The organism is Aliarcobacter cibarius (genome assembly GCF_013372265.1).
GTDB classification, from domain to species: Bacteria; Campylobacterota; Campylobacteria; order Campylobacterales; family Arcobacteraceae; genus Aliarcobacter; species Aliarcobacter cibarius.
This window is the reverse complement of sequence record NZ_CP054051.1, coordinates 1,836,602-1,862,695: the sequence shown is the minus strand read 5'-3', so window position 1 is coordinate 1,862,695 and position 26,094 is coordinate 1,836,602. Positions and strand designations below refer to the sequence as shown.

The window sequence follows — 26,094 nt, the reverse complement described above, 5'->3', positions numbered from 1 at the left end:
TAATATTATGGAGTGTGAATTTCCAACAATTAATTCAAAAAGTGAAGAAATAAAAGAGATTTTTTTGAATACAAAAACTATAGCGATAGTTGGTTTATCACCTGATAGTGATAAAGCATCAAATAGAGTTGCTGCGTATCTACAAAGTGTTGGATACAAAATAGTTCCTATTTATCCAAAAGAAGAAGAGATCTTAGGCGAAAAAGTTTATAGAAGTTTGTCTGAAATACCTTTTGATATAGATATGGTAGATATTTTTAGAAAACCTGATGCTATTGCAAAAATTGTTGATGAATCAATAGCTTTAAAAAATCAGAAAAATATTAAAACGGTTTGGTTTCAATTAGGCCTTACAAATAATGAAGCTGCACAAAAAGCAAAAGAAGCTGGATTTAATGTTGTTCAGAACAAATGTACGAAGATAGAGCACAAAGCTTTATTTGTTTAATTTTCTGTTATTTTAGATGTGTTGATGAGTACTAGCTTAGCAACACATCCTTTTACATTATCTCTTCTATTCTTTATTGATATTTTTGCATTTAAGGCATCACTTGCTATTTTTGCTAAGTAAAGCCCAAGACCAACACCATTTTTAGAACCTATTTTTTTAAATGGAGCAAAAACATCTATATTTTCATCAATTCCACTACCTTCATCAATTACACGTATTACAATTTTTTCATTTATCTTTTTTAATTTTATTAAAATTTTATGATTATCAGGAGTAAACTTTATTGCATTTTGTACAAAGTTTTGTAAAATTTGATTAAATAGAGTCACCCTAATTGAAATATTTAAGCTTGAAACATTTGATGTAAATATAGTATCAATTCCCCTTTGATTAGATAGCATTTTATAATCATTTGTTTTTCTTTTTATATAATCAACTAAATCAATATCTGTTGGAATTTCAAACTGGGCTCCTTCAGTTCTTCCTATATCTAAAATAGAACTAATCATTATATTCATGTCATCTATTTGTTTTATAGTGAGTTTTAGAGCATCTTCATATTCATTTTTTTCTCTAGTTTTTTTTAACATTAACTCATTTTTTAACTTCATAACTGCCAAAGGAGTTTTAAGCTCATGTGCAATTCCAACGAAAAGTTCTTTTTTGAATTTCACATAAGTTGCTATTCTATTTGTTAAAGAGTTGATAGAATTTGCAAGAGTTAAAAATTCGTCTGGTAAATCTTTTGTATCAATTTGAGCTAAAGTATTTTCATCCATATTTGATAATTTTTTATTTATCTGCATAATAGGTTTTAAAAGAGATTTTGAAACTATAAGAGAATATAAAAGCATTAAAACAAAGCCAGGAATTGCTAATCCAAAAAGATTCCTAAAAATAATTGAATATAAAAGATCTCTTTCAAGAGTAATATCTTTTGTAATTTGTAAAGATGTGCCATCGTTTAGCGCATAAATTAGTCTTAAATAGTATTCATTATTTTTCTTGAAATCTGAAAATTCTATTTTTTCTTTTTCCGAACTTGGAATTATTTCAATAGATTGAGATTGTGTTCTTACAGCTTTAAAATCTTCTTTTACATAGCTTTTTTCTATTTTCTTTGCTTGATAAAGTAAATTATCTTGAATGCTGTTATAAAATGAGTTTTTTGTGTATTCGTAAAAGATAAATGAAAGAATTATTATAAATAAAGAAGAAGCAATTATAAGTTTTTTATAAAATTCTTTATAAATGCTTCTACTTTTCATTGTTTAAAGTTGAAATTATTTTTCTTCTGCTTGGTTTGGATAACAGAATCTATAACCTCTTCTTCTAATTGTCTCAATTGTAGAGATATTTAGAGGTTTGTCCATTTTTTGTCTAATCTGATTAATTGCAACTTCAATAACATTCGGAGTTACAAGTTCAGGCTCTTCCCAAATTGCATCAAGTAATTGCTCTTTTGAAACAATTTGATCTCTATGTCTTGCTAAGTGTGTTAAAACTTCAAAAGGTTTACCTTTTAATTCAATTTCTTCACCAGCATATTCAATTTTTTCTTCATCTGGATTTATAACTAAATCATCGATTTCTATGATATTTGTTCCACCAAATCTTAATCTAGCTTCAATTCTTGCAAGTAAAATATCAAAATCAAATGGTTTTTTAATAAAATCATCAGCACCTGATTTTAGTGCTTCAATTTCACTCTCCTTGTCATCTCTTGCTGAAATGATTACAACAGCTGTTCTAGAACTTCTATTTTTAACAATTTTACATAACTCTATCCCGTCTCCGTCAGGAAGCATCCAATCTGTTAAAACTAAATCATAATTTCTTATGTCTATAAAATATTCAGCATCTTTATAATTTTCTGCAGTATCAACTTGATATCCAAAATCAGTTAATCCTTCTTGTAAAGTTCTGTTTAATGTAATCTCATCTTCAATAATTAAAATTCTCATAAAAGTCCTTAAGTTAAATTTAATCTTAAAATTTTCGGAAGTATATCATAAAAAAAACAAAATTTAAAGCTTTTTTAAGCTAAATGTTAAAAAATGTAAATGTTTAAGAAAATAAAGTTTTTATATAGCAAAAAATAAACTATTTATTAACACAAAATAGATAAAATACTGCAAATTAAAATTCTAAGGAAAAAAATGAAAAAAATAGTTACAAGCTTTGTAGCATCGTTGGTTTTGGCATCAGCATTAAGTGCTGCAGAAATTTACGCAACTGTTGATGGGGAAAATATTACAAAACAAGATATTGAAATGATTGTTCAAGACCCTAGAGTAGATCTTAATAAAATACCAGCAGAGGCTAGAACACAAGTTATTGATCAAGCTATAAACAAAAAATTATTAGCAAAAAAAGCACTTAAAGATGGAATTGAAAAAGATCCACAATATGCTGAAGCTATGAGCAAAATAAAAGAAGATTTAGCTTTCCAAGTTTGGCAAAAAAACGAAGTTGATAAATTAAAATTTAGTGATACAGAGAAAAAAGATTTCTATGAAAAAAATAAAGATAAATTTAATATTCCAGAAACATTTGAAGCAAGTCATATTTTAGTAGATACTGAAGCTGAAGCTCAATCAATAATTAATGATTTAAACAAAGCACAAAATAAAGAAGCAAAATTTAAAGAATTAGCAAAAGCTAAATCAAAAGATCCTTCAAAAGCAAATGGTGGTTTCTTAGGGAAATTTGCAGCTGAGCAAATGGTTCCAGAATTTGGAAATGCAGTTAAATTATTACAAAAAGGTGGATATTCAAAATCTCCAGTTAAATCACAATTTGGTTATCATGTAATTTTATTAAAAGATAAATTCCCAGGAAAAGCTTTATCATATAATGAAGTTGAAGGTGAAATTAATCAAGTTTTAATAGGTAATAGTTTTGGAAAAAAAGTTAAAGAGCTTATTCAAGATTTAAGAAAAGACGCAAAAATCGTAATTAAATAAGGAGATTAGATGGGTGTTTTAAATGTTGTAAATGCTGGAGTATTAACTGGAAGTGAGGCTAAAAAACTTTTTGCTTATGCAAAAAAAGAAGGTTTTGCAATTCCTGCTGTAAATGTTGTAGGAACAGATTCTGTAAATGCTGTTTTAGAAGCTGCAAGTAAAGTTAAATCTCCAGTTATAGTACAATTTTCGAATGGTGGAGCTGGATTTTATGCAGGAAAAGGTTTAAAAACTAGTGACGCTGCTCTATTAGGGGCAATTAGTGGAGCAAATCATGTTCACACTATGGCAAAAGCTTATGGAATACCTGTAATTTTACATACTGATCATGCTGCGAAAAAACTTCTTCCTTGGATTGATGGTTTACTTGATGCAGGAAAAGAGCATTTTTCTAAAACAGGAAGACCATTATTTACATCTCATATGCTTGATTTAAGTGAAGAGAGTTTAGAAGAGAATCTTGAAATTTGTGTTGAGTATTTTAAAAGAATGAATGCTATTGACATGATGATTGAAATTGAACTTGGGATTACGGGTGGAGAAGAAGATGGTGTTGATAACACAGGTGTTGACAACTCTTTATTATATACTCAACCAAGTGAAGTTTCATATGCTTATGAAAAATTAAGTCAAGTTGGAGAAAATTTTACAATTGCTGCATCTTTTGGAAATGTTCATGGAGTTTATAAACCAGGTAATGTTGTATTAAGTCCAAAAATTTTAGATAATTCACAAAAATTTATTCAAGAAAAACATAATACTTCTACAAATCCAGTTGATTTTGTATTTCACGGTGGTTCAGGTTCATTATTAAGTGAAATAAGAGAAGCTATCTCTTATGGTGTTATTAAAATGAATATTGATACAGATACACAATGGGCAACTTGGGATGGTGTTAGAGCTTATGAAGCTAAATATCATGGATATTTACAAGGGCAAATTGGAAACCCAGAGGGTGAAGATAAGCCGAATAAGAACTATTATGATCCAAGAAAATGGTTAAGAGCTGGTCAAGAGACTATGATAGCTAGATTAGAGACTGCTTTTAGTGACCTATGTGCATTGAATAAAAATTAATATCTTACAGCTTTAAAAGGATATATTCCTTTTAGGCTATATGATTATAAACTTTCTCTTTTTTTATTTTTAACTGATAAATCTGACACATTAATATATTATTGGATTTGAGTTAAAAGCTACTAATTAAATATTTATTATTTACGAAAACATAAATCCAATAATCAAAACTACAAAAATTCAATTCTAGTTACATAACAATAATTAAGAAGATTTAGTTTTTCTTTTCTTCATTTGTAACTAGTGCAAGATTATTTAAATTGTATTTTTGTAATAAATCTAGAACTTTTACAACTCTTTCATAAGGAACTTTTTTATCAATTCTTACAATTACTGAATCGTCTTTATTTTTTATAGCTTTTAAATTATCTTCCAACGATTCAAAAGAGACTTCAATTCCTTTAATAGCAAGTTTATTTACACTTAACTCTATAAAAATTTGTTCTTGTTTTATTTGCATCTCTTTTGCATTTGAACTTGGTAAATCTAACATTAGAGCAAGTTCTTCTTTTTTAAAAACACTTGTAACCAAAAAGAAAATAAGTAGAATGAATACAACATCAATAATAGGAGTTAAATCAAGCCCTAAATGTTCTCTTCTTTTCATTTAATATTTCCAATAATCTCTTTTTTTGCTCTTAATTCAATTTTGTCAATAAATGATATAAAGTGATTATATGCTATTTGATGAGGTATTGATACAATAATTCCAGCAATAGTAGTAATTAATGCTACAGCGATTCCCCCAGAAAAAATGGTAGGATCACCTAAACCTTTTTGGCTAATTGCTTCAAAAGATGAATAAATTCCAACAACAGTTCCTAGAAGACCTAAAAGAGGAGAAATTATTGCAATATTTTTTATAATAACAAGTCCTGATTCAAGTTTTTTAATTTCATATTCTATTTGAGATTCTAAATCTTTATTAACATCTAAATTCATTGTTATATTTTGTAAAATTTTTTTTACTTGGGGAAGAGTAAGAAATTTATATATAATTATTGAAAATCCTATAATATTTAGAAATATTAAAATATAAACAATAATTCCACCTTTATCAATAAACTCTAAAATATTCATAACCTAGCCTTTTTAATTTTTGTAGTATTATATTCAAAAAATATTTACGAATAGGTGTTTATGCAGTTTTTTAACTCAAAAATAGATGAAGTAGAAGTTAATAATCAAAAATATTTTGTTAAAAGAGATGATTTGCTAAATAGTGATTTTAGTGGAAATAAAGCAAGAAAATTTCATTATTTTTTAAATGAAGATTTAACTGAATATAAAAAAATTATCTCTCATGGTAGCATACAATCAAATGCCATGTATTCTCTTAGCGTTTTAGCAAAATTGAAAAATTTAGAATTTGAATATTATGTTAAAAATATTCCATCATATTTATTAGAAAATCCAAGTGGTAACTACAAAGAAGCTTTAAATAATGATATGAAATTAATAGTTGATGAGCTAAAAGATAATTTTGAAAAAGATGAATTATTTATTATTGAGGGTGGGGCTGTTAAAGAAGCTAAATATGGATTGGAAATTTTAGCAAATGAAATAAAAACTTGGGCAAAAGAAAATAAAATAGATAAATTAAAAATATTTTTACCAAGTGGTACAGGAACAACAGCCTTATATTTACAACAATATTTGCCGTTTGAAGTATTAACATGTTCGTGTGTTGGTGATGATGATTATTTAAAAAAACAGTTTGATATGCTTGAAATTAAAAATCATCCGACAATATTAAAAAAAACAAAAAAATATCATTTTGGGAAATTGTATAGAGAGTTTTATTTTAAGCATTTAGAATTATTTGAACAAACAAATATAGAGTTTGATTTATTATATGATAGTTTGGGTTGGATTGTTTTTGAAGATTATGTAAATAATTTTGAACATAAAAAGGAGTATACTTTCTTGTATATTCATCAAGGTGGACTTTTGGGTAACAAAACTATGCTAGAAAGATATAGATATAAATTTACAATTATTTAGGTATAATCCGTAACTATGAAGAAAAATAATATTATACTAATCGGTTTTATGGGTGTTGGAAAAGGTACAATAGCGAGAGCTTTAGTAAAAGAATCATCAATGTTTGCAATTGATACTGATGATTTAATTGAAAGTATGGAAAACAGAAAAATTAAAAAGATTTTTGCTTCTGATGGTGAACCATATTTTAGAAATTTGGAAAAAAAGACAGCTTTGTGGCTTGAAGGAAATGTTAAAAATACAATAATTTCAACAGGTGGTGGTTTTTTTAAACAAGAAAATATCCAAAATATTGGAACAATAGTTTATTTAAAATCATCTTTTGAAGGTATCTTAAAAAGAATCAAAAAATCTCCTAATGCAAAAAATAAATTAAATAAGAGACCATTATTAAAAAATAAAAAAGATGCATTAAAATTGTTCAATGATAGAAATAGCCAATATGAAAAAGTTGCAAATGTTGTTGTAGATGTTGAAAATAAAGATATAGATCTTATTGTAAAAGAGATATTAGGAATAATAAATGAAAATAATTAATACAAATCAAAATAGCTTTAAAAATGATTTCGAAACTATTTTACAAAGAGCAAAAAGTGATATTAAAGGTGTTTCAAAAATAGTTGAAAACATTATAGATGAAATTGTTCAAGATGGAAATGAAGCTTTAAAAAGACATATTGAGAAATTTGATAAATGGCAAGTAAAAAATGATGATGATTTATTAATACCTCAAGAAGATATGAAAAAAGCTTATGATAATTTAGATTTAAATTTAAAAAAATCTTTACATACGGCTTTTGATAGAATAAAAAATTATCATGAAAAACAACTTCCTAAATCATGGATTGATTTTGAAGATAATGGAACAATTTTAGGACAAAAAGTAACTCCTGTTGATAGAGCAGGACTTTATATCCCAGGAGGGAAAGCCGCATATCCAAGTAGTCTTTTAATGAATGCGATTCCTGCATTAGTTGCAAAAGTTAAAGAGATAATTGTATGTACTCCAACTCCAAATAATGAAGTAAATGAGTTACTACTTGCAGCTTGTTATTTATGTAAAGTTTCGAAAGTTTATAAAGTTGGTGGAGCAAGTGCCATTGCAGCCATGGCATATGGAACAAAAACTATTCCAAAAGTTGATGTAATAACTGGTCCTGGAAATATTTTTGTTGCAACCGCTAAAAAAATGGTTTTTGGTGAAGTTAATATTGATATGATAGCAGGGCCAAGTGAAATTGGAGTTCTTGCAGATGAAACTGCAAACCCAAGATACGTTGCTTTTGATTTATTATCTCAAGCAGAGCATGATGAAATGGCAAGTTCAATTTTAATTACAACAGACGATAATTTAGCTAAAAGTGTAAGTGTAGAAGTTTCAAATATTTTAAAAGATTTAAGTAGAAAAGATATTGCTCAAAAATCAATTGATGAAAGAGGAGCTATAATAGTTGCTTCAAATATTACAGAAGCTATTTCTTTAATGAATGAGATAGCTCCTGAACACTTAGAAGTTATGACAAAAAATCCTTTTGAACTTTTACCTTATATAAAACATGCAGGGGCAATATTTTTAGGTGAAAATACTCCGGAGCCTATTGGAGATTATATAGCTGGTCCAAATCACACTTTACCGACTGGAAGTACTGCTAAATTTTATAGTCCATTAAATGTTGAAAATTTTTTGAAAAAAAGTTCAATTATTAGTTTTTCAAAAAATGCTATAAATGAATTAGGTGAAGCTTGTGCATTACTTGCTGATACAGAAGGACTCGAAGCACATGCAAAAAGTGTAAGAGTTAGATTGGAAAATAAGTAATGTCAAAATTTAAAGATTGGTTTACTGAAGACGAAGATGATATATTCTTTGGAAGTCCAAAATCAAAGTTTTTTGATATTTTAGAACAAACTCATAGAGATTTAATAGAAGATGAAATAGATAAGATTTTTGAAAAACTTGCTATTTTAGAACTTATTGTTAGTAAAGATAGAGATGAAGATTTCGATGTAAATTCTTATTTAGAAGATTTTAAAGAAAAAAATCAAGAAGAAGTAAACTCTATGAAAAAAGGTCTTTATATGGAAGTTTCTGGAGAGATTATTAGTAGGTTGGATAGTTAAGTGGAAGTATTACAAAGAGTTAAAAATCAAATAAGAGATTTTCTTGAAGTTTGTAGCTATGAGAAAACATTACATCTTTTAGAACAACTTGCAACTGGTAAAATGTTAAGAAGTAAGTTAATACTCAAAATTGCAGGAGAAAGTGAAGATTCTATAAAACTTTGTGCAGTTGTTGAGATGATTCATGCAGCATCTCTTTTACATGATGATGTAATAGATGAAGCAGATACAAGAAGAGGAAAACCATCTATTAATGCTTTATATGATAATAAAACTTCAATCATGTTTGGAGATATTTTATATTCAAGAGCATTTACAGAACTTTCGCAAATGGATAAAAAAGTAGCATACCATGTATCAAATGCTGTAACAGAGTTAAGTATAGGTGAGATGATGGATGTTGATTTAACAGAATCATTTAATAGCTCTTATGACAAATATTTTACTATGATTTACAAAAAAACAGCTTCTTTAATAGAAGCTAGTGCAAGAAGTGCTGCAATTTTAGTTGGATTAGATGATGAAAAATATGCTAATTATGGAAAAAATTTAGGTTTGGCATTTCAAATGATAGATGATATATTGGATATTACTCAAGATAGTCAAACTCTTGGTAAACCAGCTATGTTAGATTTTGTTGAAGGGAAAGTGACTATTCCTTATTTATATCTTTATGATAGAGTCGATGATAAAGATTATTTAAAATCTTTGTACAAAAAAAAGTTGAATGAAGTAGAATCAAATTGGATAAAAGAGTCTTTTAAAAGTACAGGTGCTTTAAGTGATGCAATTGAAGAAGCAAAAAAAGTTGGACTTGAAGCAATAAATTCTATAAAAGATGAAAAAAATAGTATCGAGCTTATAAACATTATGAAGGCTATGATAGAAAGAGATTTTTAATATGAGTTATTTAGTAATTAGTTTTTCACATAAAAACTTAGATATAAAACAAAGAGAAAAACTAGCATTTAATGCAGAAGAAGATAAAGATAGATTTATCAAGCAACTTTTAGATACTTCTTCTACAAAAGAGTTGGTTTTACTTTCTACTTGTAATCGTGTAGAGATTATTGCAAAAAGCTCAAATGTAAAACAAAGTAGTAGAAATATTGTAGAAAAACTTGCATCATATTCTGGATTAAATTTTGAATTTTTATATGATAGAGCAGATATATATGATGGAGATACAGCAGTTCATCATCTATTTGCAGTAGCATCAGCATTAGATTCTTTAGTAATTGGAGAGACTCAAATTGTAGGACAATTAAAAGATGCTTTTAGATTTTCACAAGTTAGAAATTATTGTGATCAAGGTATCTCAAGAGTTATGCATTATGCTTTTAAATGTGCGGCACAAGTAAGAACTGCCACTAGTTTAGGAACAGGTTCTGTTTCTGTTGCTTCAACGGCAGTTTCAAAAGCAAAAGAGTTAGTAGGTGATACAAAAGGAGTAAAAGCTTTAGTTATTGGAGCTGGTGCTATGAGTGAATTAGCGATAAAGCACCTAATTACTGCTGGATTTAATGTAACAATTACTAGTAGAGATATCAAAAAAGCTCAAATATTAGCAGATAGTTTTGAAACAAGAGTTGAGGTTGAACCTTATTCAAATTTAGAATTTTTACTTGAGACAATACCAGTTATGATAACAGCTACAAGTGCTCCTTATCCAATAATTACTAATGATAATGCTCCTAGCTCAAGTATAAAAAGATATTGGTTTGATATTGCTGTTCCTAGAGATATTGATGAAGATATATCTATGTTTGATTTAGAGATATATGCAGTTGATGATTTACAAGAAATTGTAAACTCAAATATGACACAAAGATCAGCTCAAGCAAAAGAAGCTTATACAATTGTTGGACGAGCAACTTTAGAATTTTATGATTGGTTAAAGAATTTAGATGTTGAACCAATAATTAAAAATCTATATGTAAAAGGTGATTTAATTATTGATAAGAAAATAAAAAATGCCATAAAAAAGGGATATATTCCTAAAGAAAATGAAGAGAATATTAGAAAACTTTGTCAGACAATAATAACTGAATATTTACATGTTCCATCAAAACAATTAAAAAATATTTCAAAAAATATGGAATGTGACTTGATTACAGCAACTATACAAAATATGTTTACACAAGAAGCAACTAACAATGATGTTTTAAAATGTGAACATTTAACAAAAATTTAAAATTAATTTAGGAAAACATATGAAATTTAGTAAACTTTTTATTCCAACTACAAAAGAGATGCCATCTGATGCAACTTTACCTTCTCATCAATATTTAGTAAGAGGTGGTTTTATAAGTCAAAATGGTTCTGGTATTTATGATTTCATGCCTTTAGGAAAAATTGTTTTAGAGAAAATTAGAAAAATTGTAAAAGAAGAGATGGATGAAGCAGGAGCACTAGAAGTTCAATTTGGATTTGTAACTCCACTATCATTATGGGAAGAATCTGGTAGAGATTTAACTATGGGTAATGAGATGTTAAGATTTAAAGATAGAAAAGGTACATCTTTTGTTTTAAGTCCAACAAATGAAGAGTCAGTTGTAAATATGGTAAAAAACAGAATTACTTCATATAAAGATTTACCTGTACATTTATATCAAATAAATACAAAATTTAGAGATGAAGCAAGACCAAGATTCGGTTTAATGAGAGGAAGAGAGTTTTTAATGAAAGATGGATACTCTTTTCATTCAAGTGAAGAAGATTTAGTAAGAGAATTTAATCTTATGGAAGCTACTTATAAAAAAATATATACAAAATTAGGACTAGATTTTAGAGTTGTTGAAGCTGACAGTGGAGCAATTGGTGGAAGTGGTTCAAAAGAATTTCACGTAATAGCTAGTAGCGGAGAAGATACTATAGTTGTTTGTGATTCTTGTGATTATGCTGCAAATATTGAAGCTGCTAAAAGAAAAAAAATTGAATACAATTTTGAGATTGGTGTTGAGACAAAAGTTGAAACTCTAAATACAACAACGATTGAAGATGTTAGTAAACTTTTAAATGTACCTACTGAACAAACTTTAAAAGCAGTTATAAAAAAAGCAATATTTAAAGAGGGTTTAAAAATTGCAATTTTCTTTGTTAGAGGAAGTGATGAACTTGAAGAGACAAAAGCTGTAAATAGTATAAATGCTTTAGAAATTATAGATGCTACAAATGAAGAGATAAGTGAAGCTGGAATAGTTGCAGGATACTGTGGTATTAAAAATCTTCCAAAAAATGTGTTAGTTGTAGTTGATAGTGAATTAGAAGGATCAAATTCTATTGTTTGTGGAGCTAATGAAGAAAATTATCATCTTATTAATGTAGATATAACTAAAATTGAAAATATAGTTTTTAAAGATTTAGTTGCAGTAAAAGAGGGTGATATTTGTAACTGTTGTGGTGGAAAGCTTTCATATACAAAAGGAATTGAAGCAGGGCATATTTTCCAATTAGGAACAAAATATTCAAAAGCTATGAATGCAAATTTTTTAGATGAAAATGGAAAAGCTAAACCTTTTGTTATGGGATGTTATGGAATTGGAGTTTCAAGACTTGTAGCTGCAGTTATTGAACAAAATCACGATGACAAAGGTTGTATCTGGACTAAACAAACTGCGCCATTTATGGTAGATGTTATTGTTTCAAATTCAAAAAATGAAGATGAAGCAAAAGCCGGAGAAGATATTTATCAGAGTTTAAGAAAATTAGGAATAGAAACAATACTAGATGATAGAATAAATGCTAGATTTGGATTTAAAATCGGAGATTTCGAACTTTTAGGTTTTCCATATGCAATTATTATTGGTAAAAAATTGTCTGAAGGAATTGTTGAACTAGTTGATAGAAAAACTTTAGAAAAAGTTGAAGTAAAAATAGATGAAGTAGTTTCTAAAATATCTGATTTAATTAAATAGGGGGAATTTATGGATATAGAAAAACAAATAGAAAAAACAGTTGAAAAGAATGTTGATCAAATAACAAGAGATTTTAAAACTTTTATGCCTGATAATATTTTAGAGATAGCTATAAGCTACACAATTTCTTTTATAATGGCTCTTCTAATATTTTTTATTGGAAAATGGATAGTAAATAAGATAGTTAAAATTTTAGGAAAAGTTTTAAGAAAAGTAAATGGAATTGATGAAACTTTAGTTAAGTTTTTAGAAAATATTGTTTATTATGCATTAATAACTGTTGTAATAATAGCAGCGTTAAACAAATTAGGAATTGCTACAACTTCATTTTTAGCAATACTTGGAGCTGCTGGTTTAGCTATTGGTTTGGCACTAAAAGATTCTTTAGGAAATTTTGCTTCAGGAGTTATGATAGTTATTTTTAAACCTTTTAAAGTGGGTGATTCTGTAATTGCTGGTGGAGTTACTGGAACAGTTACTGAAGTTACTATATTTAATACGGTTTTTTTAACTGCCGATAATCAAAAAATTATTGTTCCTAATAGTTCAATTACAAGTGCTTCAATAACAAATGTAAATGCAAATGATACAAGAAGAATTGATATTGTTGTTGGTATTTCGTATGAAGATAGTATAAAACAAGCAAAAGAAGTACTAGAAAAAGTCATCAAAGAAAATGAAAAAGTATTAAAAGATAAAACTATTGGAATAGGAGTTTCTGCACTTGCAGATAGTTCTGTAAATCTTACGGTAAATGTTTGGGTTAAATCTTCTGATTATGCGAGTGCAAAAGCTGAACTTTTAGAGAGCATTAAAGTGACATTTGATGAGTTTGGAATCTCTATACCATATCCAAAACAAGATGTTTACCACTACAACAAAAATTGATATACCAAATCTTTTAATTGATATATTGATTAAACTGCAAGAAAATGGTTATAGACCATATCTTGTAGGCGGTTGTGTAAGAGATTTTTTTTTAAATAAACAAATTAAAGATTTTGATATTGAAGTTTTTAATTTGGAATTTTTGGAAAATATAATTCCTCTTTTAGAAAAATTTGGAAATGTAAACTGTGTTGGAAAATCTTTTGGGGTTTTAAAACTCTCTACAAAAAATTTCGAATTTGATTTTAGCCTACCAAGAACTGAACAAAAAATTGGTAAAACTCACAAAGACTTTATAGTAAAAACTTATTCTAAATTATCGTTTGAAGATGCTGCTAGAAGAAGAGATTTTACAATAAATGCTATATCTTATGATTATTTCACAAATAGTTTTATAGATCCTTTTAATGGAATTAATGATTTAAAAAACAAAAAAATTAAACATATTGATGACAAAACATTTGTTGAAGATAGTTTAAGAGTTTATAGGGCAATTGGTTTTTCTTCAAGATTTGATTTTGAGATTGATTCTAAAACAAAAGAATTATGTATTCAAATTATCAAAAATAAAGAGTTAGAGTTTTTGCCAAAAGAGAGAATCTTTGAAGAGTTAAAAAAGATATTTCTTAAATCTTTAAATCCATCTATAGGATTAAAACTTATTGATGATTTCGAACTTTTTTCAATAAATTTTCGAAATAAATATAAAAGTATTGATAATTTAGCAAATTTTTTAAGAGATACTGATTTTCCAGATTTTAAAAAGTTGTATCTATTTTTTGCAACTCTTTTAAAAGGTATTGATGAAAATAGAATTTTAGATTTTTTAAATGGTATTACAAATGATAAAAAATTTATATCAACTATTCTACTTTTAAGTGGAAATTCTACAAATTTAAATGAAATATTCTTAAAAAATCTTTCTTTGATCCTATCTTTAGAAGAACTTATTTTGATTGAGAAAGCTTTAGAAAAATCTGATATTTTAGAAGTTGAAAAATTAGCTAAGAAATTGGATGTATTTGATAAACCTTTAAAGATATTTGTAAAAGGAAAGGATTTGATAAATCTAGGATTTAAAGAATCTATTGAATTTAAGAAAATATTGGATGAATCTTTAATTTTACAAATTGAAAAAGGTTTAAATAAAGAACAAATAATAGAAAATATTATAGAAAGATATAAAATTAAAAGTATTTAAAGTAAAAACCCTATAAAATCGTTTATTTAAAAAAAGGAGATAAAAAAATGAAAAAAATTCTTTCAGCTGTTGCTATTTTAGGATTAGTAAGTTCTTTATATGCAAATTCAAATACGGGTTGTGGATTAGGTTCTATTGTTATTAAAAACCAAAACTCAACAGTTCTTCAAGCACTTGCTGCAACAACAAATGCAACATCAGGGAATCAAACTTTTGGTATTACAAGTGGTACATCAAATTGTAATAAGCCTTCAAATTTTGTTTCAAATGATAAGTTAAACCAATTTGTTAATGAAAATATGGATGAGTTAGCTATGGATATTTCAGCAGGAAAAGGTGAAACTTTAAATACAGTTGCAGCTTTAATGAATATTGAAAACAAAGAAGATTTTGCTTCAAAATTACAAGCAAATTTTTCTGATATTTACACAAGTGAAAAAGTTACTTCAGCAGAAGTTATTGATAACATTGCAAAACATATCTAATCTTTTTAAATTGGGGTTTAAATTTTTTATATTTAAACTCCTTTTTTTTACTTCACTTTTTTCAAGTAGTATTGAATCTTTTGTTGAAAATAGTAAAATATATGAGAATCCTTATTGGGCAAAGCTTTTACATTATAGAAATGATGAAAGTGAAATAGATTCAAATAACTTTTTTGTATCAGAAAATGGAAAGAATAATTTAAAAGAAGAGTTATTTGAAACTATAAATGCTTTGCAAAGTGCTAAAAAAGATGTTTTATGTAGATTTCCTCTAAGAGTTGAATGGTTAAAAGAACAAATTCCTTCTTTAAAAGAAAATATTCAAAATTATAGTTGCTCAGATTTAGAAAAATATTTAGAAGCCACAGATGCTAAATTTGTAACGTTAGTATTTCCAACTTCTCATATAAATTCACCTGCATCAATGTATGGTCACACATTTTTAAAGATTTCAAGTAACAAAGATACTCCTTTAATTTCAAATGCAATAAATTATGCAGCAAAAACAGATGAAAAAAATGGACTTATTTTTGCATATCAAGGACTTTTTGGTGGATATGAAGGAAGATATTCTATTTTGCCATATTATGAAAAAATAAAAGAGTACAATAATTTAGAACAAAGAGATGTTTGGGAATATGATTTAAACTTGAATGAGCAAGAAATTAGAAAACTAGTTTTACATTCTTGGGAATTAAAAGACTCTTATGCAGATTATTTTTTCTTTAAAGAAAATTGTTCATATGCTATTTTATGGCTTTTAGAAGTTGCAAGACCAGAGTTAGAATTAGTAAATAATTTTTTATTTAAAACAATACCTCTTGATACTATCAAATTAATTTCAAAAAATAATCTAATAGAAAAATCTAACTATAGATATTCAAACATGAAAAAAATAAGATATATTGTAGATGAGAAGATAGAGAATAAATCTTTTATAAATGAATTTTTAAATGAAAACAAAGATTTAGAAGGTAGTTTAAGTAAAAGCGATAAAATATCTTATTTAGATCTTAAAAGCAGTTATTTACAGTATGAAAGAGCAGAAAATAGGCTAAAAAAAGATGAATATACAAAAAAATATTTAAATATTCTAAAACAAAGAAGTACTTTTAAAGAAGCTTCATCTTTTGATATAAAAGAGCCTATAAATCCTATTAATTCTCATGATTCGGCAAGAATCAATTTATTTTATACTTCAAATGATAGTTTTTTATTTGGAATAAAACCGGCCTATAATGATATTTATGACATTGAAAATGGATATTTAGAAGGTGCATATATAGATTTTTTTGATATAAATTTTAAAAAAGAGAAAAATAAAGATATAAAAGTTGATAGATTTACTTTCTTAAAAATTAAATCTTTAGCTCCTCAAGATATAATTTTTAAACCTATTTCCTGGGGAATTGATGCAAGTATTGAGCATTTTAATGAAGAACTATTTTTTAAAGTTAAACCAGAAGTTGGTATTTCATATAATTTTCTTAGTACAATTTTTTATTCAAATTTGGCTTCAAATTTATTATATAAAGCAAATGAACAATATGCATCTTTAGGAACAAATTTTGGATTTATAATAAATAGCTTTGAAAACATTAAGTTTGGTAGTTCATTTGCTTATGATAAATATAATAAAAATTTTGAAAATAGAGTTTTTGAAATATTTACAACTTACAAAATTGATAGAAATTTGGCTTTAAATCTAAATTATAAAAATAATAATTTAGAAAAAAAGCAGGATAATTTGAAATTTGGTATTTATTACTATTTTTAGGGTCTATAAATTTTATTTGGACTTCCATTTACCGTATGAAAAATCATAACACCATATTTTTTAGAGTAATATTTTAAAAGTAAATCTTGTAAAGTAGGTTCAATTGATGGAATAAACCATGCATTGTTTGAAATTACAACCATATATTTTGTATCACCAAGATCTTCAAATATTTTATCAGTTGTTGCCTCATAGCAAATTGCATTTCTGAATTTTTCACCTTTAATTAAAAAATCAGTTGGTGCACTTGCTTTTGAATAATCGCTAGCACCGTTGTAAAATATATCATTTATTAAATCAACAAAAAATTTAGGAAGTGGAATTTCTTCTCCAAATGGAACAAGTACAACTTTTTTTGCTATTTCATAGTTTCCATTAAAAAAGTGGTATGAAGCATTGAAAACTTCTCTATTTTCAACATATAATGCTCCTACAATAATATCAATATTATAAGAAAGTTCTATAAGTTTATTTAAAATTTCAGGTTTTCTATTTAAAACAAAAGAAAAAGCAGTTTCAGGTAAAATAATTAAATCTTTATTCTCTTTTATAGCATCTTCAATTTTAATAAAATTATTTTTGATTAAATCATTTATATACTCTTTTTGCCATTTTAAATCTTGATTTATCATCATTTGTGGCATAGAAATATTTATCTTTGGTTCTTCTAAATTCAGATTATTTGAAAAATTTATTGCTAAAATAAGTAAATATAAAGGAGCATATTTAAATTTTTTTATGTAAATATAAAGAGTTAAAGATATTAAAATCAAAGCAAAAGCTATTTTTGATGTACTAAAATATGAATCTATAAAAAGAAGTTCAAACTTCATCCAGTTAAATCCAAATGGAGAAGTAAATGTAAAAATAAAAATAGCAAAACTTCTAAATATAACATTATCTATTATTGCAAATAGGTAAAATATTATTCCAAATACTATTCCTATTCCTAAAAGAACTAATGGAAAAATAAAAGTCAAGTCATAATATTGAAGGCTAACAGCCATCCAATTACACCAAAATATTCCTGTAAAAAAACCAGCAAAAAATAGAGAATTTTTAGGTATTGTAAGAAGAAAATATATTCCTAAAAGTCCAAAAATAGAATTAATAATTTTTATTTCAAAACCAAAAAAACTTAAGTAGATAAAAGCACTAAGCCAAATTGATGTTATGAAGCCTTTTATTATATTAATTTTGTTAAAATAATTAGTTTTTAACAAAAACATTATAAACTACTTTTTAAAGGGAAATTTAATGGAAGGTCAAAGTGCAGATATTTTAAGCTCATTATTACCTCTTGTTGCATTATTTGCAATATTTTACTTTTTAATCATTAGACCACAACAAAAACAAGCGAAAGCTCATAAGGATATGATTGCTGGTCTTAAAAAAGGTGATAAGATTGTAACAAATGGTGGCTTAATCGTTGAAGTTGTTAAGGTTGAAGAGACATACTTTTTAATCAAAAATAGTGATAATTCAGAGATGAAACTAGCTAAAGAGTTTGTTGCTAAAGCTCTAGCTGAATAAATTATAATAAGATATGATTCTTCATATCTTATTCTCACAAATCTCTTATTTTAAGGATTAGAATTGAAAATTTTTAATTTCAAACTTGTTATTTTTATAATTAGTATAATTTTTGGTGTAGTTTTTGCTATTCCTTCTCTTCTCCAGACAGATTATGGAAAAAAGATAAACTTAGGACTTGATCTTCAAGGTGGACTTCACATGCTTTTAGGTGTAAATACACATGAAGCAGTTACTTCTAAAATGAAATCAATAGCGACAGCAGTTAAATATTTTAGTGATGACGAAGAACTTTTAATTGATGGTTTAACTGTTGAAAATGATAGTGTTATTTTCTCTGTTTTAGACAAAGATGAAATGCCTAAAATAGATAAAATGTTGAGTGAAATTAGTGGTTTAGATATCTCTAAAGATAATCTTGAGTATAGATTAAAACTTACAGAAGAAGAGACTATAAAAACAAAAGATTTCTCTGTTGCGCAGGCTGTTGAGACTATTAGAAACAGACTTGATCAATTTGGACTTTCTGAGCCAACTGTTTTGAGACAAGGTGAGAGTGATATTGTTGTCCAATTACCTGGAATTAAAACAGCAGAGGAAGAAAAAGCTGCTAGAGATTTAATATCAAAACCTGCAAATCTTGAACTTATGGCAGTTGATGAAGATAGAATAGAACAAGTTTATCAGATGACAAGTTCACAAGCTGCTTCATATGGAGATTTGATTTTAGAAGATATAAATAATCCAAATAAAAAATATCTTGTTAAAGAGATTCCTATTCTTGATGGTAGCCAAATCGTTGATGCCCAAGTTGCATATAGTCAATCAAATCAACCTATTATTAATTTTACATTGAATTCTGCAGGAGCTAGAATTTTTGGTGATTTTACAGGTAAAAGTGTAGGTAAAAGATTAGCAATTGTTCTTGATGGTAAAGTTTATTCTGCCCCAAATATTAATGAAAGAATTGGTGGAGGAAGTGGACAAATTAGCGGAGGTTTTACTGTAGCAGAAGCTGGTAATGTTGCAATTGCACTTAGAAGTGGAGCATTACTTGCTAGTGTAAATTTACTTGAAAAAAGAAGCGTTGGACCATCTTTAGGAGCTGATAGTATTAAAGCTTCAATGATAGCTTTAGTTTCTGGAACAGTATTAATATTTTTATTTATGATAGCCTATTATAGAAGAGCTGGGGTTATTGCTAATATAGCTCTTGTTGCTAATGTTTTTATTCTTTTAGCAGTTATTGCTCTTTTTGGAGCGACTCTTACTCTTCCTGGAATGGCTGGAATTATTCTAACAATTGGTATGGCAATTGACTCAAATGTTATTATAAATGAAAGAATCAGAGAAGTTTTAAGAAATGGGGCTAGTGTTCATAAAGCTATTGAAGATGGATATTCAAATGCGCTTAGAGCTATTGTGGATGCTAACATTACAACACTACTTGTTGCTATTGTTTTATATGCATATGGAAGTGGACCAATCAAAGGATTTGCTGTTACAATTTCAATTGGAGTTTTAACTTCAATGCTTACATCAATTGTTGGAACTCATGGTATTTATCAAGCGATTTTACCAAAGATTGCAAAAGATAAAGATAATAAAAAATGGTTTGGAGTTAAATAATGGAAATTTTTAATAATAGTAAAACCTATGATTTTATGGGTAAAAAAACAGCCTTTTTGAGTATTTCAGGAATTTTAATTATTGCTTCAATTTTTTTATTATTAACTAGAGGTTTAAATTACGGAATTGATTTTGTTGGTGGAACTATTGTTCAGGTAAAATATGAAAATGCAGCACCAATAGATAAAATAAGAGAAGTTTTAGAAGGTACAAAATATGCTGGATCTAATGTTAGTGAATTTGGAGGACCAGATGAAGTGACTATTAGATTTACTGGAAGTTCAAGTGATGTTACAAATGATATTAGTGATGAAATGAATAAAATTTTAGTTCCAACTGGAAAATTTGAAATTAGAAAAATTGATATGGTTGGTGCTAAAGTTGGTGAAGAACTTAGAACAAAAGGTATTATGGCTTTAGCAATGGCACTATTAGCAATGCTAATTTATATTGCAGTTAGATTTGAATGGAGATTTGCTGTCGCTTCAATAATTGGGCTTATTCATGATGTTATTATTACTTTAGGACTTATTAGTTTATTTAAAGTTGATGTAAATTTAGACATGATTGCTGCAATTTTGACTTTAGTTGGTTATACAGTAAATGATACAATTATTGTAAACGATAGAATTAGAGAGAGTTTACAAATTACTAAAGAGAGAGATTTAGATAGATTAATAAATGACTCAGTTAGTAGAACTCTTTCTAGAACAATTTTAACGTCAGTTGCTACACTATTTGTTGTAACTACAATGCTTATTTTTGGTGGAGAAATTATTTATGCGTTCTCATTCACTATGTTTGCAGGTATAATTATAGGAACTTATTCTTCTATTTTTGTTGTTTCTCCTTTTATTAAATTCTTAGGATTTAGTACAGATTCTTATAGAGTTAAAGAGAGTCAAAAAGAAGCAAATAGAAAAGAAAAAGAAAAATTAAGAGCTATGTATGAGCAAGGAAGAGTTTAATTACTCTTTCTTTGTTTTAAAAAGAGGTTAAAGTTATGAATTCTACAAAAGTATTAATATGTATAATTATTTTATTAGTTGTTACTTTGTGTGTAGTATTTGTCACAATATTTTCTTCAGACAATAAAGATAGTAAAGAAGAGATAAATAAAAATCCAAGTTCCATCCAAGATAGAAGAAATGCTTTAAAAGAAGTCTTTAAATAGACTCTTTTTTCAAAAGTAAAAATATAAAATAAGAACCTAGAAAACTCATAGGTGCTATTACATATCTATATATAAATCCTTCTTCAACTCCTAAATATGCAATAAAATTCAGAAAGAATATAAATATCATAATTTTTAATGTCGTATCAATGTATTTATTTAATACATCAATTTTTAAATATTCAAGCTTTGTTAGGACTACAATTAAAAAGAATAGATTAACGAGCAAAGAAAAAAATGAAGCCTCATAATTTTTTAGGTTAATAATGTTCACTACTTGTATAGAAATGAACATTAAAACCACTATAATTGAGCCGTATTTTGCAAGAAATTGAAGGTCTAAGAACTTCTTTAAACAGCATTTTGAAGTGGGCCAAAGTAACCTAAACTTTTTAGTTTTCATCTCTTATCTTATCAAAAATAGATTCAATATCAGTTTCACCATTTTCATCAATATTTTTCATAGTGTGAAGTTCAAATACAACTACTCTTTTTTCTTTAATATTATTAGAAGGGCTAGAACCATATCCAGATGAAAATAATCTTTCTCTAGGAATATTTAGTTTAACAAGTTCTCTAATAACATTATTGGCTCTTGCAGTTGATAAATCTAAAGCGTCTTGATATTTAGATTTTCTAACTTCGCTTTCTTCTGCATAACCTTTAACATTGATTTCTGTATCGCTTGGAAGTGTTTCAAAAAGTTTAGCTAGTCTTTTAATAAATCCTGGAGCATAATCATTTGTTAAATCTGCTTTCCCTGGCTCAAAAACAAGATGAGCAGGTATTGTCATGAAAGTACCTTGTGTAGATTCAATAATATTTCCACCTTTAATCTTTTTATTTTCTAATTCATCCAATTTAGAAGCTTCAAGTAACATTTTTTTACCTTCTTCAGCTTCATCCGTAGGATCATCAGTCATAGATTTATCAGTATGTTCTTGTTCTTTTATAGTATCTGCTGCAGCATTAAAATTATAGATTTTTATGAATTCTTCTTTAAGAGCTTTTTGCTTTTCTATATTCGCAGATGCTAATGCATATAAAGCAATAAATAATGCTAGTAGTAGACTTAAAAAGTCAGCATAAGGAACGGCCCACTTCTCACCAGCAGGACATTCACATTTAGCTTTTTTTTTAGCCATATTATTACACTTTTAATGGCATTGCAGTTACCATTTTTGTAAGTTTAAGTTTAAGTTCACCAGGAGCATCTCCTCTAGCCATTCCTTTGCAAGCAGCCATAATTAATTGTTGCTCTTTAATAATTATGTGTCCCTTAGCTTTAAGTTTTAATCCCCAAGGACCTAAAAACATATAACTACCCGCGATTCCTGTAACAGTAGCTGTAAATGCTCCTGCAATACCTGCAGCCATCGCTGGTGGATCATCAAGTTTTTGTAAAGCCAGAATTAGACCAAGTACAGCACCAACTAGTCCCATTGTAGGACAAGTTTCTCCAGCTAGCAACCAGTAGTGTGAAGCTCCATGGTAATAGTGCTCAGTTTCTTCGATTATCGGTTCAAGATTTTCTTCTATTTGCTCTTCTTTTGAACCATCAACAACCATACTTAAAGCTTCTTTTAAAAATTCATGATCAATATTTTGAATATCTTTTTCTAATGCTAAAACACCTTGTTTTTTAACAACAATAGCATATTCAATTAGTTCATCAATTCTAGTTTCAAAATTTATTGGTAGCTTTTTAAAAACTAGCTTAAATTCTTTGAAAGCAGCTTTTACTAGATGTGATTCAGTTGCAGTTACAGCAGAAAGCATAGCAGTTGGTATAACTATTAGAAATGAACTTAAGTGAAGAACATGTAGAGGATTTCCACCCTCCATAACATCACCTATAGAAATAGAGGCTATTGCACCTAACATTCCTAAGATTACTGATAAATCCATTTATTATCCTGTAAAAATTTTGATATATTATATCTTAATTATTTGAAAAATTCCTATTTAAAAGCCTTAAACTATAAAAAAGTGGTTTTTTATCATTTTTTGGTTAATATGTCTACCTTAATTTAGAATAACAAATATCAAAAAGGATTCAAAATGGATTGGGGAAAGGTTACCTTTATTTTCTTCACTTTAATGTCGCTTACAACAACAGCTGGGTTTTTATATGAGCAAAATGTAATTGCTTTATTTGTTGCTGCTGGAGTTAACTTAATTTCTACAATATTGAAAATTGGTGTTAAAAATCTTTTATCAGCTGAATTATTAGCAAGCTCATTGGTTGCAGATTTACATTTAATTCCTGCATTTTTGGTATTTGTTTTTTCTGGAAATTTAAAATTAGTAATAGCTTTAGCAATAGGTGCAATAATTGCAAATCTTTTCTCAGTTGCCCTAACTTTAATAGAAAGTGCTAAAAGTAATGAAAAGGATGAGTTTTGATAGAGTATAATTCAAAAAATATTGAAAATAAATGGCAAAAGTTTTGGGAAGAGAATGGCTCTTTTGAACCAAGCGAAGATTATAAAAAAGAGAAAAAATATATTTTAAGTATGTTCCCATATCCAAGTGGAAGAATTCATATGGGACATGTTAGAAATTATTGTTTAGGTGATGCTTTTGCTAGACATTTTAGAAAGAATAATTTTAATGTTCTTCATCCAATAGGTTGGGATAGTTTTGGAATGCCAGCTGAAAATGCAGCTATAAAAAACAAACTTCATCCAAAAAAATGGACTTATGAAAATATTGATTATATGAGAGATGAGTTAAAGGCATTAGGATTATCTTTTAGTAAAACTCAAGAGTTTGCAACAAGTGATGAGCTTTATACAAAATGGGAACAAGAATTTATTATTAAAATGTATGAAGCTGGAATTGTTTATAGAAAAAGTGCAACAGTAAATTGGTGTAATGATTGTCAAACTGTTTTAGCAAATGAGCAAGTTGAGGATGGTTGTTGTTGGAGATGTGACAATGAAATCGTTCAAAAAGAGATGCCAGGATACTATATTGCAATTACAAAATATGCACAAGCATTACTTGATGATCTAAAACTTTTGGAAAACTCTTGGCCATCTCAAGTTTTAACAATGCAAGAAAATTGGATTGGAAGAAGTGAAGGTTTAGAATTTAAATTTGATTTATCTGTTGAATCAAGAGGAAAATTAGATAGAGTATTTACTAAGTATTTTGTGTTTACGACTAGACCTGATACTATTTACGGTGTTACATATTCAGCATTATCTCCAGAGCATCCAATAGTTAAATATATTGTAGAAAATGAACTTTTACCAAAAAATAAAATTAATGCTATAAAAAATATGCAAAAGGTTCCAGAAAGAGATAGAGGAACACAAGAAAAAGAAGGAATTGACCTTGAAATTGAAGCCGTTCATCCATTAACGGGACAAACAATTCCAGTTTGGGTTGCAAATTTTGTATTGAGCTCTTATGGAGAAGGTGCTGTTATGGCAGTTCCTGCTCATGATCAAAGAGATTTTGAGTTTGCAAAGAAATATAATTTACCAATAAAACAAGTAATTGTTGGTGCAAATGGAGTTATAGAAAAGCAAACTGAAGCATTTGTAGAAGATGGAGTTTTAATTGATAGTGAAAGCTTCTCAGGACTTAAAAATAGTGATGCTAAACAAGCTATTATTTATCATTTTGAACAAAACTCTTTTGGTATAAAAAAAGTAAACTTTAAGCTAAGAGATTGGGGTGTTTCAAGACAAAGATATTGGGGTGCTCCTATTCCTTTTGTTCATTGTGAAGATTGTGGATTAGTACCTGAGAAATTAGAAAATCTTCCTGTTGCACTTCCTGAAGATGTTGAAATAACTGGAGAAGGAAATCCATTAGACTTGCATCCTACTTGGAAAAAATGTCATTGTCCAAATTGTGGGAAAGAAGCAGTTAGAGAAACTGATACTTTAGATACTTTCGTTCAATCATCGTGGTATTTCTTAAGATATGCAACAAATCATAAAAAATGGAAAAAAGAAGGAATTTCACCATTTGATAGCTCATATTGGATGGATGTTGATCAATATATTGGTGGAATAGAACATGCTATTTTACACCTTTTATATGCAAGATTCTTTACAAAAGCATTAAGAGATTTAGGATATACAGAATCAAATGAACCATTTAAAAGACTTTTAACTCAAGGTATGGTTTTAAAAGATGGTGCGAAAATGAGTAAGTCTAAAGGAAATGTTGTAGATCCTGATATGATTGTTGATAAATATGGTGCGGATACTGCTAGGCTATTTATCCTTTTTGCAGCTCCTCCTACAAAAGAGTTAGAGTGGAATGATAGTGCTGTTGAGGGTGCATACAAATTCATAAAAAGATTTTTTGAGCGTGCTAATAATGTAACAAAAGCTGGAATTGATAGTTTTAAAAATATTAATCATGATTCGTTAAGTAAAGAAGAAAAAGAAGCTAGAAAAAAAGTATATGATGCACTTGTAAAATCAAATGAAGTTTTCAATAAAACTTATGCATTTAATACATTAATCGCTTCATGTATGGAAGCATTAAATGCTCTTTCTACTCAGCAAAATGAAGCAATTTGGGCTGAAGCTTACTATATTTTAACAAATATTTTAGAGCCAATTATTCCTCATGCTAGTTGGGAATTAGCAAATAGATTATTTGAGCTTAAGAATTTTGAGAATAGTTTAGAAGTAAAACAAGAAGTATTTACTAAAGATAGTATAGTTTTAGCTATTACTATAAATGGTAAAAAAAGAACTGAAATAGAAGTAACTCCAGGTGCTTCAAATGAAGAAGTTCTGGCAGTTGCTAAAGAAAAATCAAAAAAATGGCTTGAAAATGCAACGATAATAAAAGAGATTGTTGTTCCAAATAAGCTTGTAAATTTTGTAATCAAAGGATGA

Annotated in this window: 28 protein-coding genes; 20 read left to right on the top strand and 8 right to left on the bottom strand. The window is 27.5% G+C overall.

What is annotated here, in order from left to right; genetic code table 11:
* Nucleotides 1-7 precede the first annotated feature (7 nt).
* Nucleotides 8-448 (top strand): CoA-binding protein, encoded by a 441-nt coding sequence (locus ACBT_RS09375; protein ID WP_034218452.1) that lies wholly within the window; start codon nt 8-10, stop codon nt 446-448.
* Here ACBT_RS09375 and ACBT_RS09370 read toward each other — a convergent pair.
* Both ACBT_RS09370 and hsrA read right to left on the bottom strand, forming a co-directional pair.
* Nucleotides 445-1,719 carry a HAMP domain-containing sensor histidine kinase gene (locus ACBT_RS09370; RefSeq protein ID WP_024774686.1) on the bottom strand — a complete coding sequence of 425 codons (1,275 nt, stop codon included), beginning with the start codon at nt 1,717-1,719 and terminating at the stop codon, nt 445-447. The genes ACBT_RS09375 and ACBT_RS09370 overlap by 4 nt on opposite strands.
* A 15-nt stretch (nt 1,720-1,734) precedes the next feature.
* Nucleotides 1,735-2,415: a homeostatic response regulator transcription factor HsrA gene (gene hsrA / locus ACBT_RS09365; protein ID WP_024774687.1), complete on the bottom strand. Its 681-nt coding sequence runs from the start codon at nt 2,413-2,415 to the stop codon at nt 1,735-1,737.
* Between the two features lie 195 nt (nt 2,416-2,610).
* Here hsrA and ACBT_RS09360 point away from each other — a divergent pair, with 195 nt between their 5' ends.
* Both ACBT_RS09360 and fbaA read left to right on the top strand, forming a co-directional pair.
* Nucleotides 2,611-3,417, top strand: a complete 807-nt coding sequence (locus tag ACBT_RS09360) for a peptidylprolyl isomerase (protein WP_024774688.1) — start codon at nt 2,611-2,613, stop codon at nt 3,415-3,417.
* Nucleotides 3,418-3,426: 9 nt separating this feature from the next.
* Nucleotides 3,427-4,494 (top strand): class II fructose-bisphosphate aldolase, encoded by a 1,068-nt coding sequence (gene fbaA, locus ACBT_RS09355; RefSeq protein WP_024774689.1) that lies wholly within the window; start codon nt 3,427-3,429, stop codon nt 4,492-4,494.
* Between the two features lie 214 nt (nt 4,495-4,708).
* Here the strand turns inward: fbaA and ACBT_RS09350 are convergent, their stop codons facing one another.
* Nucleotides 4,709-5,101 (bottom strand): ExbD/TolR family protein, encoded by a 393-nt coding sequence (locus tag ACBT_RS09350; RefSeq protein WP_024774690.1) that lies wholly within the window; start codon nt 5,099-5,101, stop codon nt 4,709-4,711.
* On the bottom strand, nt 5,098-5,574 hold the full coding sequence (locus ACBT_RS09345) for a MotA/TolQ/ExbB proton channel family protein (RefSeq protein ID WP_024774691.1): 477 nt from the start codon (nt 5,572-5,574) through the stop codon (nt 5,098-5,100). Before ACBT_RS09345 ends, ACBT_RS09350 begins: the two co-directional genes overlap by 4 nt.
* Nucleotides 5,575-5,634: 60 nt before the next feature.
* On the opposite strand from ACBT_RS09345, the gene ACBT_RS09340 reads away from it, so the two are divergent.
* From ACBT_RS09340 to ACBT_RS09290, 11 genes are read left to right on the top strand one after another with little or no spacing between them, the layout of a single operon-like run.
* Complete coding sequence (locus ACBT_RS09340) at nt 5,635-6,498, top strand: 1-aminocyclopropane-1-carboxylate deaminase (protein WP_024774692.1); 864 nt, start codon at nt 5,635-5,637, stop codon at nt 6,496-6,498.
* A 15-nt stretch (nt 6,499-6,513) separates the two neighbouring features.
* Nucleotides 6,514-7,035 carry a shikimate kinase gene (locus ACBT_RS09335; RefSeq protein ID WP_024774693.1) on the top strand — a complete coding sequence of 174 codons (522 nt, stop codon included), beginning with the start codon at nt 6,514-6,516 and terminating at the stop codon, nt 7,033-7,035.
* On the top strand, nt 7,022-8,317 hold the full coding sequence (gene hisD, locus ACBT_RS09330; protein WP_024774694.1) for a histidinol dehydrogenase: 1,296 nt from the start codon (nt 7,022-7,024) through the stop codon (nt 8,315-8,317). Before ACBT_RS09335 ends, hisD begins: the two co-directional genes overlap by 14 nt.
* The gene (locus ACBT_RS09325) at nt 8,317-8,619 is read left to right on the top strand and encodes a DUF2018 family protein (RefSeq protein WP_024774695.1); all 303 of its coding nucleotides are present in this window, start codon (nt 8,317-8,319) and stop codon (nt 8,617-8,619) included. The genes hisD and ACBT_RS09325 overlap by 1 nt, the downstream gene beginning before the upstream one ends.
* Nucleotides 8,620-9,519 carry a polyprenyl synthetase family protein gene (locus tag ACBT_RS09320; protein ID WP_024774696.1) on the top strand — a complete coding sequence of 300 codons (900 nt, stop codon included), beginning with the start codon at nt 8,620-8,622 and terminating at the stop codon, nt 9,517-9,519. It begins immediately after the preceding gene.
* A 1-nt stretch (nt 9,520) separates the two neighbouring features.
* A complete protein-coding gene (gene hemA / locus ACBT_RS09315; protein ID WP_024774697.1) occupies nt 9,521-10,813 on the top strand; it encodes a glutamyl-tRNA reductase in 1,293 nt (430 codons plus the stop codon).
* A 19-nt stretch (nt 10,814-10,832) separates the two neighbouring features.
* Nucleotides 10,833-12,536: a proline--tRNA ligase gene (locus ACBT_RS09310; protein WP_024774698.1), complete on the top strand. Its 1,704-nt coding sequence runs from the start codon at nt 10,833-10,835 to the stop codon at nt 12,534-12,536.
* A gap of 9 nt (nt 12,537-12,545) precedes the next feature.
* Nucleotides 12,546-13,424: a mechanosensitive ion channel family protein gene (locus ACBT_RS09305; protein ID WP_024774699.1), complete on the top strand. Its 879-nt coding sequence runs from the start codon at nt 12,546-12,548 to the stop codon at nt 13,422-13,424.
* On the top strand, nt 13,363-14,625 hold the full coding sequence (locus tag ACBT_RS09300; protein WP_228130282.1) for a CCA tRNA nucleotidyltransferase: 1,263 nt from the start codon (nt 13,363-13,365) through the stop codon (nt 14,623-14,625). The genes ACBT_RS09305 and ACBT_RS09300 overlap by 62 nt, the downstream gene beginning before the upstream one ends.
* 47 nt (nt 14,626-14,672) lie before the next feature.
* A complete protein-coding gene (locus ACBT_RS09295) occupies nt 14,673-15,110 on the top strand; it encodes a DUF3015 family protein (RefSeq protein WP_024774701.1) in 438 nt (145 codons plus the stop codon).
* A complete protein-coding gene (locus tag ACBT_RS09290) occupies nt 15,094-16,887 on the top strand; it encodes an Lnb N-terminal periplasmic domain-containing protein (protein ID WP_024774702.1) in 1,794 nt (597 codons plus the stop codon). Before ACBT_RS09295 ends, ACBT_RS09290 begins: the two co-directional genes overlap by 17 nt.
* Here ACBT_RS09290 and ACBT_RS09285 read toward each other — a convergent pair.
* Nucleotides 16,884-18,116: an apolipoprotein N-acyltransferase gene (locus tag ACBT_RS09285; protein ID WP_024774703.1), complete on the bottom strand. Its 1,233-nt coding sequence runs from the start codon at nt 18,114-18,116 to the stop codon at nt 16,884-16,886. The genes ACBT_RS09290 and ACBT_RS09285 overlap by 4 nt on opposite strands.
* 28 nt (nt 18,117-18,144) lie before the next feature.
* Here ACBT_RS09285 and yajC point away from each other — a divergent pair, with 28 nt between their 5' ends.
* From yajC to ACBT_RS09265, 4 genes are all read left to right on the top strand, one after another.
* Nucleotides 18,145-18,420, top strand: a complete 276-nt coding sequence (gene yajC, locus ACBT_RS09280) for a preprotein translocase subunit YajC (RefSeq protein WP_024774704.1) — start codon at nt 18,145-18,147, stop codon at nt 18,418-18,420.
* A gap of 63 nt (nt 18,421-18,483) precedes the next feature.
* Nucleotides 18,484-20,049, top strand: coding sequence for a protein translocase subunit SecD (gene secD, locus ACBT_RS09275; RefSeq protein ID WP_024774705.1), 1,566 nt, complete (start codon nt 18,484-18,486; stop codon nt 20,047-20,049).
* A complete protein-coding gene (secF, locus tag ACBT_RS09270) occupies nt 20,049-21,017 on the top strand; it encodes a protein translocase subunit SecF (RefSeq protein ID WP_024774706.1) in 969 nt (322 codons plus the stop codon). The genes secD and secF overlap by 1 nt, the downstream gene beginning before the upstream one ends.
* Nucleotides 21,018-21,052: 35 nt before the next feature.
* Nucleotides 21,053-21,223: a hypothetical protein gene (locus ACBT_RS09265; protein ID WP_169729041.1), complete on the top strand. Its 171-nt coding sequence runs from the start codon at nt 21,053-21,055 to the stop codon at nt 21,221-21,223.
* On the opposite strand, the gene ACBT_RS09260 is transcribed toward ACBT_RS09265, so the two are convergent.
* The 3 genes from ACBT_RS09260 to motA all read right to left on the bottom strand — a co-directional run bounded on the left by ACBT_RS09260 (nt 21,216) and on the right by motA (nt 23,131).
* Nucleotides 21,216-21,518, bottom strand: coding sequence for a hypothetical protein (locus tag ACBT_RS09260; RefSeq protein ID WP_176325395.1), 303 nt, complete (start codon nt 21,516-21,518; stop codon nt 21,216-21,218). The two genes, ACBT_RS09265 and ACBT_RS09260, sit on opposite strands and share 8 nt — an antisense overlap.
* A gap of 97 nt (nt 21,519-21,615) precedes the next feature.
* Nucleotides 21,616-22,368, bottom strand: coding sequence for a flagellar motor protein MotB (motB, locus tag ACBT_RS09255; protein WP_024774708.1), 753 nt, complete (start codon nt 22,366-22,368; stop codon nt 21,616-21,618).
* Nucleotides 22,369-22,372: 4 nt separating this feature from the next.
* Nucleotides 22,373-23,131: a flagellar motor stator protein MotA gene (motA, locus tag ACBT_RS09250; RefSeq protein WP_024774709.1), complete on the bottom strand. Its 759-nt coding sequence runs from the start codon at nt 23,129-23,131 to the stop codon at nt 22,373-22,375.
* 153 nt (nt 23,132-23,284) lie between these two features.
* On the opposite strand from motA, the gene ACBT_RS09245 reads away from it, so the two are divergent.
* Both ACBT_RS09245 and leuS read left to right on the top strand, forming a co-directional pair.
* Nucleotides 23,285-23,629 carry a DUF6394 family protein gene (locus ACBT_RS09245; RefSeq protein ID WP_024774710.1) on the top strand — a complete coding sequence of 115 codons (345 nt, stop codon included), beginning with the start codon at nt 23,285-23,287 and terminating at the stop codon, nt 23,627-23,629.
* The gene (gene leuS, locus ACBT_RS09240; protein WP_024774711.1) at nt 23,629-26,094 is read left to right on the top strand and encodes a leucine--tRNA ligase; all 2,466 of its coding nucleotides are present in this window, start codon (nt 23,629-23,631) and stop codon (nt 26,092-26,094) included. Before ACBT_RS09245 ends, leuS begins: the two co-directional genes overlap by 1 nt.

Bases quoted from the DNA above. Each gene is read 5' to 3' on its own strand.
- ACBT_RS09375 (WP_034218452.1), top strand. From the start codon at position 8: ATGGAGTGTGAATTTCCAACAATTAATTCAAAAAGTGAAGAAATAAAA.
- ACBT_RS09370 (WP_024774686.1), bottom strand. From the start codon at position 1,719: ATGAAAAGTAGAAGCATTTATAAAGAATTTTATAAAAAACTTATAATT.
- hsrA (WP_024774687.1), bottom strand. From the start codon at position 2,415: ATGAGAATTTTAATTATTGAAGATGAGATTACATTAAACAGAACTTTA.
- ACBT_RS09360 (WP_024774688.1), top strand. From the start codon at position 2,611: ATGAAAAAAATAGTTACAAGCTTTGTAGCATCGTTGGTTTTGGCATCA.
- fbaA (WP_024774689.1), top strand. From the start codon at position 3,427: ATGGGTGTTTTAAATGTTGTAAATGCTGGAGTATTAACTGGAAGTGAG.
- ACBT_RS09350 (WP_024774690.1), bottom strand. From the start codon at position 5,101: ATGAAAAGAAGAGAACATTTAGGGCTTGATTTAACTCCTATTATTGAT.
- ACBT_RS09345 (WP_024774691.1), bottom strand. From the start codon at position 5,574: ATGAATATTTTAGAGTTTATTGATAAAGGTGGAATTATTGTTTATATT.
- ACBT_RS09340 (WP_024774692.1), top strand. From the start codon at position 5,635: ATGCAGTTTTTTAACTCAAAAATAGATGAAGTAGAAGTTAATAATCAA.
- ACBT_RS09335 (WP_024774693.1), top strand. From the start codon at position 6,514: ATGAAGAAAAATAATATTATACTAATCGGTTTTATGGGTGTTGGAAAA.
- hisD (WP_024774694.1), top strand. From the start codon at position 7,022: ATGAAAATAATTAATACAAATCAAAATAGCTTTAAAAATGATTTCGAA.
- ACBT_RS09325 (WP_024774695.1), top strand. From the start codon at position 8,317: ATGTCAAAATTTAAAGATTGGTTTACTGAAGACGAAGATGATATATTC.
- hemA (WP_024774697.1), top strand. From the start codon at position 9,521: ATGAGTTATTTAGTAATTAGTTTTTCACATAAAAACTTAGATATAAAA.
- ACBT_RS09310 (WP_024774698.1), top strand. From the start codon at position 10,833: ATGAAATTTAGTAAACTTTTTATTCCAACTACAAAAGAGATGCCATCT.
- ACBT_RS09305 (WP_024774699.1), top strand. From the start codon at position 12,546: ATGGATATAGAAAAACAAATAGAAAAAACAGTTGAAAAGAATGTTGAT.
- ACBT_RS09300 (WP_228130282.1), top strand. From the start codon at position 13,363: ATGAGTTTGGAATCTCTATACCATATCCAAAACAAGATGTTTACCACT.
- ACBT_RS09295 (WP_024774701.1), top strand. From the start codon at position 14,673: ATGAAAAAAATTCTTTCAGCTGTTGCTATTTTAGGATTAGTAAGTTCT.
- ACBT_RS09285 (WP_024774703.1), bottom strand. From the start codon at position 18,116: ATGTTTTTGTTAAAAACTAATTATTTTAACAAAATTAATATAATAAAA.
- yajC (WP_024774704.1), top strand. From the start codon at position 18,145: ATGGAAGGTCAAAGTGCAGATATTTTAAGCTCATTATTACCTCTTGTT.
- secF (WP_024774706.1), top strand. From the start codon at position 20,049: ATGGAAATTTTTAATAATAGTAAAACCTATGATTTTATGGGTAAAAAA.
- ACBT_RS09265 (WP_169729041.1), top strand. From the start codon at position 21,053: ATGAATTCTACAAAAGTATTAATATGTATAATTATTTTATTAGTTGTT.
- ACBT_RS09260 (WP_176325395.1), bottom strand. From the start codon at position 21,518: ATGTTCATTTCTATACAAGTAGTGAACATTATTAACCTAAAAAATTAT.
- motB (WP_024774708.1), bottom strand. From the start codon at position 22,368: ATGGCTAAAAAAAAAGCTAAATGTGAATGTCCTGCTGGTGAGAAGTGG.
- motA (WP_024774709.1), bottom strand. From the start codon at position 23,131: ATGGATTTATCAGTAATCTTAGGAATGTTAGGTGCAATAGCCTCTATT.
- ACBT_RS09245 (WP_024774710.1), top strand. From the start codon at position 23,285: ATGGATTGGGGAAAGGTTACCTTTATTTTCTTCACTTTAATGTCGCTT.